We start from the raw sequence: 14,580 nt of genomic DNA on the forward strand, positions 1-14,580 counted from the left end.
TCACCGTTGTGTTCATATTGGTCGCACGAAAGGTTATTCATGGTGTGGCGCGGCTGGAGTATTGCCCGCAGGTTGTTTGTTGCCAACCTGTTTTTGGTGGTGCTCTTGGCTGCCGGGCTGGCCACCGTGATGGTGTACGACGCCGGCTCCCGCACTTATGAGCAGACCAGCGCGCGCATGCTTGCCGTCGCCACCGCGATCGCCGATTCCCCTGCCGTGCTGGCTGCGGCTCAAGAACCGAATCCGAGCGCCATTCTGCAGCCGTATGCCACGTCCGTCATGGCCGATGCCCACGTCGATTTCATCACCATGATGTCTCCCGCAGGCGTGCGCTGGACCCACCCCGATCCACAAGAAATTGGCAAGAAGTATGTGGGATCCATCGCTCAGGCACAGGCCGGACACACGTATTTTGAGACCACTGCCGGAACCTTGGGCCCTTCGGTCCGTGTCATTGTTCCCATTCAGAACAGTGACGGGACGGTGTTGGGCATGGTGGCTGCCGGCACCACCGTGGACAACGTCCAGGTGCTGGTGGCGAGCAGGCTCCCGGCCGTAGCTGCTTTGGCAGCCGCGCTCCTGATCGCCGGATCTTTGGCCGCTTGGGCACTGGGCCGGTACCTCAAACGGGTCACCTTTGGTTGGGGACCTGAAGAACTGGGCCAGCTGTTTGCCTACTACGAATCGGTGCTGCATTCGGTACGTGAGGGATTGGTTCTGGTGGACACACGCGGCGCCATGGTGCTCTACAACGATCATGCCGCGCTTCTCTTGGGGATCATCAAGGCGCCCCCTGCCGGGCAGACAGCAGCAGCGCAGCCCAGTCTGGATTCCCTCGGGCTGCCTGATTCGCTCAGGGAGCTGCTGAAGAGCGGGCGGACCGCCACGGATGAGGTCCATCTAGCCGGGGACCGCCTCCTGGTGGTTAGCCAGCGCCCGGCTCTCGCTCCGGGAAAGAACGCCCCGGCGGGCACGGTGGCAACCTTGCGTGATCACACAGAATTGACGGCTCTGGCCAGCAACCTCAGCAGTACTCAAACCTTGGTGGAGGCCCTGCGTTCCCAAACCCACGAACATTCAAACCGGCTGCACGCCATCATTTCCCTGATCGAACTGGATCGTCCCCGCGAAGCCTTGAACTTCGCTACGGCCGAACATCGTGACACCGTGCGGCTGGGCGGGGAGTTTGTCGAAGCCCTCGATGAGCCGTTCCTGGCCGCACTCTTATTGGGAAAACGCGCCCAAGCCGCTGAGCTTGGTGTGACGCTGGAGCTGACAGCGGCCGGGACTCTGCCGCCCAACACCCTAGATCCGCGCGAATTGGTGACACTGCTGGGCAACTTGGTGGACAACGCCATGGACGCCGCCGCAAGCTGTGCACACAATCCCACAGTGTGGGTGGATCTGCTGGTGGCTGACGGCGAGCTCACCATCACGGTTGCCGACAACGGCCCCGGCCTGCCCACCACCGATCTGGATGTCCTTGGCAGAATAGGCACCACCGATAAGTCCTCGGTGGCCCCAGGCGGACGCGGCTACGGCATGGCTCTGATCCGCCGCGCTACCGCCGCTCTCGGTGGGACCATCACCGGGGAGAACGACGGCGGTGCCCTCATGACAGCGGTTTTCCCCGTGGACGCCCTTGAAGCACACTCCCCATCAACGAACGGAACACCATGAGCACCCCTTCCCCCATCCGGGTCCTCGTGGTGGACGATGAACCAATTGCGTTGGCCGCGCACGCAGCCTATGTGCGCCGACTGGACGGCTTTGAGGTGGTGGCCGAGGCACATGGCATGCAGGCGGCATTGGATGCACTGAACGATCCCGCCATCCCTGCCGTGCAGCTGCTTCTGCTGGATATGAACCTGACCGACGGGCACGGCCTGGACCTGCTGCGCCGCATCCACGGGCTGGGACTAGTCCCCGATGTTGTGGCGATCACGGCGGTCCGCGATGTCCACGTGGTGCGATCGGCCATTGCGCTGGGCATCACGGCGTACCTGATCAAGCCCTTCACTTTTTCCGCGTTCCGGGAAAAACTGGAGAACTACCGCAGCTACCACTCCGTGCTGGCGGACAGGGCACAGACCTCGCAGGAATCCATCGATCTGGCGCTATCGGCATTGCGGCCTACCGGGAAATTGGTGCTGCCCAAGGGCATGCTGACGGAGACGCTTCGCACGGTAGTTGATTGGCTCCGCACCCATGAACATCCGGCATCAGCCACCGAGGCCGCTGCCGAACTGGCCATGTCCCGGGTGACTGCACGGCGGTATCTGGATCACTTGGTGGAAACCGGTTCCGCCAGTAAGTCGCCACGGCACGGTTCCCCCGGCCGCCCGGAGCTGGAGTACCGCTGGCTACTCCCCCATTGAGCGGCTAGCCACGCTCCCTGCAACCCGTGCCCCTACAAGTCAGTGCTGAATTTAAGTCAGTGCTGAATTTAAGTTAGCGCTGAATCTCGGGGGCCACAATCACATGCGTTCCGGCCTCGTTGAAGGCTGCCAATTGAGCTGCCGTGATCCGTGAATCAGTAATGAGGTTGCGGAAATCATGTTCCTCCATGGTGGCGAAGGCCCGTTTTCCAATCTTGGAGGCGTCAGCCAAAATGTAGGCCTCGGAGGCGCGGCGGGCCATCTTGGAGTTCACCGACGCCTCACCCTCATCATTGGTAGTGGGGCCGGAACCGGGCTCGATGCCGTTGACACCAATGAAGGCGAAGTCCAGGGCCACGCGCGCCAAGATGGTGTCAGCGTACGGTCCCACCAACTCGTAAGAGCGCGGGTTAACGATGCCGCCGGTGACCATGATCTTGAAGTTGGGGCGGATGGCCAGCTGGGCGGCAATGTTGATGGCGTTGGTGACCACGGTCAAGGTGGGCCGGTTCGATTGGACCATCAGGTCCTCACGCGTGGATAAGACCTGGGCCAAGGCCGTGCTGGTGGTTCCACCACACAGCCCAATGACAGCACCTTTGGGAATCAGCGCACTGGCGGCATGGGCGATCTGCTGCTTTTCTTCGGCATGATCGTCGCGGTTGTACCGCCCAGGAAGGTCATAGGAAACAGAACCGCTCGTGGCCCCACCACGGGTACGTGTCAGCAAGCGCTCGTTGGCCAGTGAGTCCAGATCGCGGCGTGCCGTCGCAGGAGAAACGGCGAGTTTCTCCACGATTTCATCGACCTCCACCTGTCCCTCTGCGGCAAGCAGGTTCAAGATCGCGGTGAGTCGTTCAGTTCTGTTCATTGTTCAATCCTAGGCTGCGTATCGCAGCTCGCGTTTAGTTGTGGCTGTGGGTCGCGCCGGCAAAAAGGTCCAGCAACCGCGCAACTTCCGGAATCAGGGCTGCACGGCCGGCGCCAAGGTACTTGCGTGAATCCACCACCGCAGGATTTTCGTCCAGGTAGCTGCGCACAGCACGCGTGAAGAAGCCATTCAAATGCGTTGACACGTTAATTTTGGTCATGCCTGCGGCAATCGCTGCCACAATGTTCTCATCGGACACTCCAGAGGACCCGTGCAGCACCAACGGCACCTCCAAGGCAGCCTTCAGCTCCGCAATACGGGAAAGGTTCAGGGCAGCACTGCGCTCAGTCATGGCGTGCGATGAACCAACGGCCACTGCCAGTGCGTCCACGCCAGTAGCAGCCACAAACGCGGCAGCCTCGGTGGGATCGGTCAACACACCGGGGGCGTGCGCACCATCCTTGCCGCCCACCTTGCCCAGCTCCGCTTCAACGTACACGCCGCGCTCGTGGGCATAAGCGGCCACGCGGGCCGTCACCTCAACATTTTGCTCATACTCAAAGTGCGCGCCGTCGAACATGATGGAGCCAAAGCCCAGATCAACGGCTTGGTACGCCAACGCCTCATCTTCGGCATGGTCAAGGTGAACTGCCACCGGCACGGAGGCCTTGCGCGCAGCAGCCAAAGTGGCCAAAGCTACCGGCTCCAGGCCGCCGTGGTACGCGGCGCAGTTCTCCGAGATCTGCAAGATGACAGGGCGTCCGGCTGCTTCGGCGCCGCCAATGAGACCCTCGATGGTCTCGAGGTGGATCACGTTGAACGCACCCTGGCCGGTGCCGGCCTTCGCCGCTAGATCCATGATGTCGCGAGTGTTGCTCAAAGCCATGAAAGATCGTCCTTTGTGTTCAGTGCTGCCCAAAGTGGCAGAAGATTAGTGGTCGGTGACGATGAGCGCGCTGGCCAACTCGGCGTACGTGGGCGAGATTTCACCGGCGCCGGGCATGAGGACTGCCGCAGCACTCCATGCGGTGGCTTGGCGCAGGATTTCCCGCAGGTCTGCTTCCCCATTGGCAAGTGCGACGGCGGCCGCACTCACCGCCGCGTCTCCCGCACCGGTGGGGTTTCCGCTCAACGGTGCGGGGAGCCTGGCCTGCAGGTAGCGGCCGGGGGCATCAGCGCTCAAGGCCAGCATGCCTTCTTCACCCACGCTCACCAGAACGCGTCGGGCCCCCAGTCTCATGAGCGTTCGGGCAGCGGCAACCAGATTGCTCTCCCCCACAGCTTCCATTAACTCGTGGTTGTTGGGCTTGAGGAGATCCGCGCCGGCCTTGGCTGCGGCCAGAATGCCGTCGCCGGAGGTGTCAATGATGGCAGGTACGCCTGCCGCGTGGGCCAGTGCCACCAACGCCGGGTAGAAATCAGCAGGTGCCTGATCCGGCAGGGAGCCCGAGCCCACCAAGACACCTGGCCGGCGCACGCCGTGGGGCGTCTGAACTCCGGCAAGGTTATCCACCACAGCAGCCGCCAGCGCTTGCCATTCGGCGGCGGCCAGCGCCGGGCCAACCTCATTGAAAATGCTCGTGGTGTTATTCGCAGCGGTATCGACGAGCGCAATGGTGCGGCGGGTCGGTGCCGCCACGGAAACCAGTTGGTGCCAGATCCCGGCAGATTCCAGATCCTGCCGGAGTTGCTCCCCCGTAGCGCCGCCAGCGGTGGCAATGGCCAGCGTGGGGTGACCCAGCTGATGCGCCACGCGTGAAACGTTCAGGCCCTTGCCGCCTGCGCGGCTCAGCGGCGTCGGCACCCGGTGCGAGGAGCCAAGGTGCACTCCGGCAACCGTGTAGGTGAGGTCCACGGCAGGGTTCGGCGTAACGGTCAGGACCACGTTATTGGCTGGGCCGGTTGGCGGCGTGGCCGAGGCTTCGCCGGCTGGGCTCGCCAAACTGGCTGGGCTTGCTGAGCTGGCTGGGCTTGCTGAGCTGGCTGGGCTATTTGGGTCGACAGGGCTGTTGGCGTTCATGCTTTCGCCGCCAGGCTCCGTGCCTTCAGTGCCGAACCAATGAGTCCAGCGTTTTCACCCAACGCCGCATGCAGGTATTCGGGGCGGCGGTGGAACGTGAGCAGCTCATCCACGCGGGCGGCCAGAGGTTCAAAGAGGGCAGCTCCGGCCATGGAAAGCCCGCCTCCCAGGACTACGGTTTCGGTTCCCAGGATGGACACGCACTGGGCAATACTAAATGCCAGGGCATTGATGGCATCGCCCCATACAGCGCTGGCGGCGGCGTCGCCTGCGGCGGCCAGAGCCACCACGGTGCGGGCGCCAGCAACAGTGTTGCCGGTGGCCTCGGTGTAGCGCCTGGCAACTGCACCTGCGGAGCCCAGCGACTCCATGATGACCAAGGAACCGTCGGGCGCCGGGACCAGAGCATGGCCAATCTCGCCCGCATATCCGCCACCAGCCACACGGCGACCGTCGCACAAAACTGCCCCGGCAATACCGGTGCCAATCACCAAGATGAGCACATCCTTCTTGCCCACAGCGGCACCCAGACGGAATTCAGCTTCACCGGCCATGCCGACGTCGTGCCCGAATCCCACAGGGAGACCGAGCGCCTCGCTCAAGGTCGCCGTAAAGGGAAAGTCCTTCCAGCCCAAGTTGGAGGAGTAAACGCCAATGCCTGCGGTTTCATCCACAATGCCCGGCACCGTCACCCCCACGGCGGAGAAATTCAGCTCAGGGTGGGCCGCACGGTACACAGCCGTCAGCTCCACAATCCTGGCGCAGACGGTCTCACCCGAGCGGGCACCGTCAAGTGGCGTGGGGTTGCGCGCAACATCCATGACCTCAATGTCACCGCTGGTTATGTCGCCGAGAATGATCCCGGATTTCATGTCAGTTCCGCCAATGTCAAAGGCCAGAACGGCATCCACCAGCTCGGCGGTGTGCTGAGCGCCGGGATCGCCATCGCGGTTGGTCAAGGTGTTCATGAAAGTCTCTTTCGGCGTGCAGCACCCGCGGGCATCCATGATGTGCGGGACTGGTGGGAAGTAAACGGCAGGCACCCCACGTGATGAAGAACGTGGGGTGCCTAACATTTTAGTCAGCGGCAGAGCCCGTGCCGGGCTGAGGTGCAGACAGGTTCATCCAGAGTCACTCGTGGTCTGGATTGACTGGTAATTCAGAACTACTAGTCGTCCAGGATGACCGATCGGGTCAGGTTGCGCGGCAGGTCCGGGTTCATGCCGCGGGCGCGGGCGCGCTCCAGCGTGACGCGGTGCACGCGGGCCAGCTCCGCCAACGGGTGCACAGTGGTGTTGATGTACAGGGCACCGGTCTTGACCATGTCGCGATCCAGACCCTCGGGCTGATCGCCGAACATCCAGGTGACTCGGTTCGGGGCGGCGATGGAGATGGGGCCGTGACGGTATTCCTTGGCCGGGTACGATTCCGTCCAGCCCTGCACTGCTTCGCGCATCTTCAGGCCAGCCTCGTGAGCCAGACCCACAGTCCAACCGGTGCCCAGGAAGGTGAACTGCTCGGCGTCAATGAGCTCCTGCTCAACCGGGGCGGTAACGGCTGTCTTGGCATCTTCAATGGCCGCGGTCAGATCAACGCCAACGCTGGTCAGCAGGTACGTCAGTGCCGTGGTGGCGAAACGGGTCTGCACCACTGACTTCTCATCGGCGTAAGGAAGCTCGACGACGGCGTCAGCCAACGTCATGATCGGAGAGTTGATATCGCCCACCAGCGCAACGGTGCGCACGGTGCCCTTGATGGCCGTCAGGATTTCCAGCACCTCGGTGGTGGTACCTGAGCGGGTGATGGCAATGACGGCGTCATAGCCGCGCTCGGCACCGAGGAAAGCCTCTGAGGCAGCAAAGGCGTCAGTGACACCCTTACCGGCAGTTTCGCGCGCAGTGGCGTAGCTCTGCGCCATGAACCACGAGGTACCGCAGCCAATGACGGCCACGCGCTGTCCATCAGCAGGCAACAGATTCTCGCTCTTGGACTGGGCAATGGCCTTGGCCCAAACTTCGGGCTGGCTGACAAGTTCGGCGTCCATGAAGGGGCCAAGCTGGGTGTTCTCGCTCATGTACGCGCATTCTCCTTGATAGGCGCTTCACGGCTGCCACAGAGGCGTTGCGTAAAGCATTTTCGTTGACAAAATTCTAACACATCTTGATCGCTTGCGCGCTGAAAACATCACAAACAATCACTTTCGCGACGGGCGTGCCCTGGGCATTGTTTTCCCTGGGCGCCGTAAAGATGCTTGTCATCCGAGTCATGTGGGGACAATAATGATACTTTGTTATGGATAACAGCGTGATGCAGGTCATACCTTTCACGCTGCGGCTGTAACAAGCGTCATCAGACCAAGCGCGCAAAAATGCGTGCTTGGGCCCGCACAGAAGATGTTCAAGGAGTTCTTGATGTCACTCGCTCGACACCACCGCAAGTGGTTGGGGATGGGAGTTGCTGGCGCCGTCATGGCCGGCACCATCATTCCCCTCGCCGCGGCTATTCCTGCCATGGCGGCAGAGGGTTCGGCGGTGATTGCCTCCGGGGAATTATCCGTTGAGGTCTCCACCGCGTTCCCCCAAGCGCTGAAGTACACGCTTGCCGGCAAATCCATGACTGGCGCCACTGCCGTCGCCACCACAATGCGCATCAACGCCGTGGATCAAGCCGTGACGGTGACTTCTAAGCTCGCCGCCGACGGCACGTCCATCGATTACGACATCGCTGTCCCCGGAATGGCCGGCGTCACCATGAAGGCCAAGCTCTCGGTCAAGACGAACGTGCTCACGTTCAACATCACCGAGATCAAGGAAACTGGTGCCGCCAAGGTCAACCGCATCCAGATTGTGGACCAGGACCTGGTGACCATCTCCTCGGCCGAGTCCGGCTCATCCGTGGCAACCGCGGTGGTCTCCACGGACAGGGCCATCTCCGGTGACACCATCACTCCCATTACCGCGGGCACAGCCGTTGACGCGGCCGCCAAGACCTCTATGGTTGCCATTGCCAACAACGGCAACCTGGCCGCAGGGTTCGAGAGCAACTCACTCTACGACGGCGCATGGTCTCCCGCAGACAACGGCTTGGCCGCATCGGAGCGGGGCCGCTTCTGGCGCCAAATCAAGGCCGACGGCGGCAACAAGAAGGTTGGCATCTCCTCCGGCGCATGGCTCTACCGGGCTAAGGACTCCACGCAAACCGAACCGCTTCCCGAGGCCAAGGTCATCATCACCGGTGACGCCAATGCTGATGGAACCATCAACTGGCAAGACGGCGCCATTGCTTCGCGTGACATCCAGTACAGGCCCAAGGGCTGGGAAGATGTCAAAAACCGTGTTGTTCAAAACATCCCCTTTAACTTTGCCAGCCAGGCAACCAACCCGTTCCTGCGCACCCTTGACGATGTCAAGCACATCGCCTTGGCCACGGATGGATTGGGCCAGTTCTCCTTGTTGAAGGGCTTCACCTCTGAAGGCCACGACTCCGCCAATACGGACTTCAGCGGCAACTGGAATGAACGCGCCGGCGGCATCAAGGATATGAACTCGCTGCTGGTCCAGGCCAAGGATTATGGTGCAACGTTTAGCGTGCACATGAACAACACCGAGGCCTACCCGGAGTCCAAGGCTTTCAGTGACAGCTTCATCAAGGCGCCTGCTAGCAAGGGCTGGAACTGGTTGGAGCAGTCCTACTACATTGACCAGCGTCGCGACGTCCTCTCCGGGGACCAAAACAGCCGTATTGCAGGCCTCGATGCAGCAGCGGATGACAACCTCACCGCCAACTACATTGATGTGTATTACGAGTCCGGCTGGGTCGGCGAGCGCCTGCAGCGAAACATCATGGACACCGGTTTCTCGGTATCCTCCGAGTTCGCCAACTCCATGGTCCGCAATAACACGTGGTCTCACTGGGCCGTCGATGAAAAATACGGTGGAAGCACGCTGAAGGGCTGGAACTCGGAGATTATCCGCTTCGCCCAGAACACCCAGCGCGATATTTGGAACCCGGATCCCCGGCTGGGCACCCAGCACATCATTGAGTGGCAGGGCTGGACCGGCCAGAACGATTACAACGCGTTCATGAAGAACGTTTGGGACAACAACGTTCCGGTGAAGTTCTTGCAACAGCAGGAAATCAAGACGTGGACACCTGCGGCGATCACGCTCGAGAACAACCTGAGCGTGACGGGAACCTCCTTGGACAACCGGATCATCACCCAGGACAGTGTTGAGGTTCTCAAGGGCCACGACTATCTCCTGCCGTGGGCCAGCGAGATGGTGGAGTTTGGCGAAACTGCCACTAACGACGCCGACAAGCAGACCAAGCTGTACAACTACAGCCTGGCGGGTGGAGCCCAGAGCTGGACACTGCTTCCCGAGTTTGCCAATCAGACCTCCTTGAAGCTGTATGAGCTCACGGATCAGGGACGTAAATTTGTCAGCGATGTGGCCGTGACCGGCGGCAAGGTGACCTTGTCTCCGAAAGCCAATACTGCCTACGTCCTGGTTCCCACTACGGCTCTGGCCACCACACCTGCCATTTCCGCCTCGGAGACCGTCATTCCCAACGCCGACACCACCTGGGGCTACGGCATGGGCGTCAATGATCCTGGCTTCAACTCCGGCTCCTTGGCGGCGTGGAATCCTCAGGGCAATGTAACGCTGGCGCGTTCAGCCAAGGGCCTGACCTCCGCACGTTTGGGCGATGGTGCTTCCAGCATCACGCAGACTCTGGGCGCACTCACCAAGGGCACATACTCGGTCAGCGCCTGGGTTGAAATTGACCCCACGCTGGACAGCAAGGAAACGTACCCGCGCGGCAAGCGTGAGACGTCTCTCAGTACAACGGTGTCCGGCTCACCAGCCGTCACCAACATCATCAACTCCTCTCCCCTGTTCAACACGGTGGCGGCGGATCAGAAGAACCGCACCTTCGCCCAGCGTGTGAGCGTCCTCGTTGATGTGAAGAACGATGGCGATACGCCTGTTCTAAAGATCTCCGCGGGAGCCGGAGCAGCGGCTGTTCTGGTCGATGACGTTCGCGTGGTCAAGACCGCAAAGGTGAGCGCGGCCGACGTCGTCCCTGGTTCCCCCACAGGAGTGGTGCTCGCAGAGGACTTTGAAAACGTTGACCAGGGCTGGGGCCCGTTCGTCAAGGGCAACGCCGGTGGCAACACTGATCCGCGCACGCACCTTGCCCCCATCCACGCACCGTTTACGCAGAAGGGGTGGAATGGCAAGGTCATGGATGATGTCCTTGACGGCGAATTCTCCTTGCACGCTCATGAGGAAAACGGTGGGCTGGTTTACCGGACCACCATGTCCACCATGGCGTTTAAGCCGGGCCATGACTACCAGATCTCCTTCAACTACCAGTCAACGAAGCCCAATGAGTACTCCTGGGTTGGCGGCTATGACGGTTCAGCTGGAGCAGTTCAGACACAGTCAACGCCGTTCCCGGCCATGCACCAGACAAGCCGTTGGGTGCAGAACTTCACTGCGAGCGCCTGCGGCGATAGCTTCGTAGGTTTGCTGCGCAACGGTTCCACAGCGGCAGATTTGTCCTTGGATAACCTGCTAGTGCGTGACCTGGGCGAATCGTCAACAACCCCGGCGTGTGCCCAGTTGTCGATTGGCCAGAGCGGACCCATCATTGAGCAAGGTGCTGACAACGAGTTCACCACCACCTTGGTCTCCAATGAGCCCGCTGCCGTGTCCAACGCAAAAGTTACGTTGCAGCTGCCTGCCGGCTGGAGTGCAACGCCGGTAACGTCAGCTACCGCCGCAACTCTTGCCCCGGGCGCCAAGCTGGTCACCCGGTGGAATGTGGTGGCACCGGCGTCAGCCGATGGAAGTTACAACATCACGGCGAACTCCGAGTACACCACTACTGTGGCTCCCCTCGGGGTGCGCAAGGCCGAGTCCACCTTGGGTGTCTACACCATGCCTCACCCTCCCACAAAGGATACTTATGCCTCTGATATGCAGTGGATCGGCACCCCCGCCAATGGTTGGGGACCTGCCGAGAAGGATCTAACCAACGGCGAGCAGGGCGAGAAGGACGGCCCGGCTCTCATGCTGGATGGCAAGGTCTACAACAAGGGCCTTGGTGTTCACGCAGCCTCATCCATCAAGTACTTTGTGGGGGCACAGTGCACCAACTTCTCTGCCGTCATTGGCATTGATGATTTCCAGGCAACACGCGGATCTGTCATCTTCAAGATTCTTGGCGACGGCAAGGAACTCTACAACTCCGGTGTTCTGACCGGATCCTCCGCGGCACTGCCGATCACCATTGACCTGGAGGGCGCCAAGTACGTTGACTTGGTGGTTGACCCCAATGGCAGCAACGGTAATGACTGGGCTGACTGGGCCGATGCGAAGTTCCTCTGCTCCGATGAGTCACCGGCCTTGGCACTTGTTCCGGTGATCAACCCTGGCGGTCCGCTGGAGCAGGGCAAGGCCTACACCATTACGGTGGCTGACTTGTTGGCCGGATCCGAGGCCACCTTCACTCTGGGCACCGTGGAACTGGGCAAGGCAACAGCCAACCCAGCAGGCGTGGCCACCTTTAGCTACAAGGTTGCCGCCGATGCGGCCCTGGGCGATGCAAGCATTACGGTTGCTGGCACCGACAGCAACGGCAAGCAAGCCACCGGATCCATCGCCATCAACACTGTTGGCGAACCTCCGGCAGCTCCCACCAAGGACGTCTTTGCCAGTGACTTGGAGTTCGTCGGCACCCCGGAGAACGAATGGGGTCCTGTTGAGCGCGATCAGAATAACGGCGAAAGTGCCGAGGGCGACGGCGCTCCCCTCACCATTGACGGGAAGGTCTACGAGAAGGGGCTCGGCGTTCACGCTGATTCCAGCATCCGCTTCTACCTCGGCGGACAATGCACCACCTTCAGTGCCATTGTCGGCATTGATGATGCGAAGCTGCCCAAGGCTCACCGCGGCAACGTGGTGTTCACCGTTGTAGGAGACGGCAAGACGTTGGCCACCTCACCGCAGCTGACCGTTGACGATGTCGGCTATACCTTCAAGGTCGATGTCACGGGTGTCCGCTACCTCGATTTGAACGCGGCCAAGATCAAGGTCGCCGGCTTGAACGGCGACGAGTGGGCTGACTGGGCAGACGCCAAGTTCAGCTGTGGCGATGAGGTTCCTGCCTTGACGCTGGCTCCCGTGGTGGAGGGCGGCAGCGCGCTTGAACAGGGTTCCACGCACAAGGTGACCGTGGCTGATCTGAAAGCTGGCTCCACAGCCACCTTGACACTGACAACGGGCGAGGCTGCACAGGCCGCCTTGGCCGCACAGGCCGCTGACAATGGCCTCACGGCTGTTGCCAACGATCAGGGCGTGGCCACGTTCAGCCTGGTAGTACCGGCTGATGCAAAGGTGGGCCCGGCGACCCTGACCGTCACGGGTACGAATAGGAATGGCACGGCAGCCACGGGCACGCTCAACCTGAGCGTGAGCGCACTGGCAGTGGAACCAACCGATCCTCCCACCACCGAGCCCACGGTTCCGCCGACAACGGAGCCGACCACCGAGCCCACGGAGCCCACGGAGCCGCCAACCACGGAGCCGACCACAGGACCCACCACGCCGGGTGCCACCACACCCCCGGCAACGGGTACGCCCACCACACCAGGCGCAACCGCACCCGGTGCAAGCAACCCGGCAGCAACAACTCCGGGCACCACAACCCCCGGTGCAACTCAGCCAGGTGTCAGCACGCCGGGTGCAGTAGCCACCACGGATCCTGCCGTAGGGGAAGAACTCTCCCACACAGGTGCCAACGGTCTTCTGCCGATCCTTGGCTTGGCCTTGCTGGCCCTGTTTGGCGGTGCGGCAACCTTCTTGGTCCGCCGGCGCCGCAACCATGGCTAACTGGTAAGTCAGGGCAGTAAAAAGAGGGGCGTTGGGCTTGTGAATTTCACAAGCCCAACGCCCCTCTTTCATGCTGGTAACCGTAGCTATCCCCCAGCTATTCGCCTAGCCGCGGTTAGGCCTTCCGAACCCCGGCCCGCCACACCCCGGCTGTCAGCGGCATGCCCGGACGGTACGCCAAATGCGTCGCTGACGGCGCTCGCAGCATGTGCACATCTGCACGGTGACCCACAGCCAGCGAACCCACAGCTCGCTGACCATCCTCGTCCCGGCCGGATTCGACCCCCAGCGCCAGCGCTCCCCCATAGGTCGCCGCCCGGACGGCTTCATTGATACTCAGCCCCATCTGCAGCACGGCAGTGGCCACACAAAATGCCATCGAGGACGTGTACGACGTGCCGGGGTTGCAGTTGGAGGCGATGGCCAGTTGCACGCCGGCATCCAGTAGCGTCCGGGCGGGAGCCAACGGAGCTCGGGTGGAGAGATCGCAGGCCGGAAGTACCGTGGCGACTGTGCCGCGCTGCCCCGCCCCGCGCCCCGCATTGGCAACCTCATCCCAACCGGACCAGGACTGTGCAAGGAGCGCAACGTCGTGCTCCGTCAGGAAATTCACGTGGTCAACGCTCGCCGCGCCGTACTCCACAGCGAGCTCAACACCCGCTCCGTGACCCAGCTGGTTGCCGTGCACGCGCAGACCCAAGCCGGAGTCGCGGCAGGCGGTGAGCACCGCTCGCGACTGTTCCGGAGTGAAGGCGCCACGCTCACAAAAGACGTCGGCCCAATCAGTGTAGGGGCGCACGGCATCGAGCATGTCGGTGCAGACCAGCTCGGTGTAGGAGTCGGCGTCCATGCCGCTGGGGACCAGATGTGCGCCCAAAAGGTGACCTGATCGGCAATGGTGGAGGCGATTCTGGCGCTCCGACCCTCCTGCTCGACGTCCAGGCCGTACCCGGTTTTCGTCTCGAGATAAGTAGTTCCCTGGGATACGGCTTCCGCCACGCGGCCCAAGCCGAGGCGGGTGAGATCGTAGTCGGTGGCCGCGCGCGTTGCCTCCACGGTGACCGCAATTCCGCCGGCGCTATAGCTTTCGCCGGCCATGCGCGCCTCGAATTCGGCCGTCCGGTCCCCGGCAAAGATGAGGTGCGAATGCGAATCCACCCAGCCAGGAAGGACCGCCCTCCCCTGCGCATCCGTGTGCTTATCGGCGGCCGGCGCCTCGCTGCTGGGGCCGATCCAGGCAATGCGCTCGCCCTCAAGCACCATGGCCGCGTCGCGCAGGGTGCCAAGCTCCCCGTCTTGGGTCATCAGTTCGCCAATATTGCTGATCAGTTCGCTCATGGCCCTAGCGTACGGCGGCGGAGGGCTGGTTTGGGCGCCTCGGCGCCGAGTTAAGTCTGGGATAACGGACACCAG

8 protein-coding genes and 1 pseudogene are annotated in these 14,580 nt (G+C 61.9%); 3 read left to right on the top strand and 6 right to left on the bottom strand.

What is annotated here, in order from left to right; genetic code table 11:
- Positions 1 to 39 precede the first annotated feature (39 nt).
- Complete coding sequence (locus AS189_RS15655; protein WP_062290912.1) at positions 40 to 1,680, top strand: sensor histidine kinase; 1,641 nt, start codon at positions 40 to 42, stop codon at positions 1,678 to 1,680.
- Positions 1,677 to 2,378, top strand: a complete 702-nt coding sequence (locus AS189_RS15660) for a response regulator (protein ID WP_062290915.1) — start codon at positions 1,677 to 1,679, stop codon at positions 2,376 to 2,378. Before AS189_RS15655 ends, AS189_RS15660 begins: the two co-directional genes overlap by 4 nt.
- Positions 2,379 to 2,451: 73 nt before the next feature.
- Here the strand turns inward: AS189_RS15660 and AS189_RS15665 are convergent, their stop codons facing one another.
- From AS189_RS15665 to AS189_RS15685, 5 genes are all read right to left on the bottom strand, one after another.
- Positions 2,452 to 3,249 (bottom strand): DeoR/GlpR family DNA-binding transcription regulator, encoded by a 798-nt coding sequence (locus AS189_RS15665; RefSeq protein ID WP_062290918.1) that lies wholly within the window; start codon positions 3,247 to 3,249, stop codon positions 2,452 to 2,454.
- A 34-nt stretch (positions 3,250 to 3,283) separates the two neighbouring features.
- The gene (locus AS189_RS15670) at positions 3,284 to 4,135 is read right to left on the bottom strand and encodes a class II fructose-bisphosphate aldolase (RefSeq protein ID WP_062290921.1); all 852 of its coding nucleotides are present in this window, start codon (positions 4,133 to 4,135) and stop codon (positions 3,284 to 3,286) included.
- A 45-nt stretch (positions 4,136 to 4,180) separates the two neighbouring features.
- Positions 4,181 to 5,191, bottom strand: coding sequence for a 1-phosphofructokinase family hexose kinase (locus tag AS189_RS15675; RefSeq protein ID WP_062293855.1), 1,011 nt, complete (start codon positions 5,189 to 5,191; stop codon positions 4,181 to 4,183).
- Positions 5,192 to 5,265: 74 nt separating this feature from the next.
- Positions 5,266 to 6,237, bottom strand: a complete 972-nt coding sequence (locus AS189_RS15680) for an ROK family protein (RefSeq protein ID WP_082634361.1) — start codon at positions 6,235 to 6,237, stop codon at positions 5,266 to 5,268.
- Between the two features lie 200 nt (positions 6,238 to 6,437).
- Positions 6,438 to 7,343 carry an SIS domain-containing protein gene (locus AS189_RS15685; RefSeq protein ID WP_062290924.1) on the bottom strand — a complete coding sequence of 302 codons (906 nt, stop codon included), beginning with the start codon at positions 7,341 to 7,343 and terminating at the stop codon, positions 6,438 to 6,440.
- A gap of 337 nt (positions 7,344 to 7,680) precedes the next feature.
- Between AS189_RS15685 and AS189_RS15690 the strand changes: the two genes are divergently transcribed.
- Positions 7,681 to 13,167: an endo-alpha-N-acetylgalactosaminidase family protein gene (locus AS189_RS15690; protein WP_062290927.1), complete on the top strand. Its 5,487-nt coding sequence runs from the start codon at positions 7,681 to 7,683 to the stop codon at positions 13,165 to 13,167.
- A 115-nt stretch (positions 13,168 to 13,282) separates the two neighbouring features.
- On the opposite strand, the pseudogene AS189_RS15695 reads toward AS189_RS15690, so the two are convergent.
- Positions 13,283 to 14,505: pseudogene (locus tag AS189_RS15695) on the bottom strand (amidohydrolase family protein).
- Between the last annotated feature and the right edge of the window lie 75 nt (positions 14,506 to 14,580).

Origin of the sequence: Arthrobacter alpinus (assembly GCF_001445575.1) — a bacterium.
GTDB lineage: Bacteria > Actinomycetota > Actinomycetes > Actinomycetales > Micrococcaceae > Specibacter > Specibacter alpinus_C.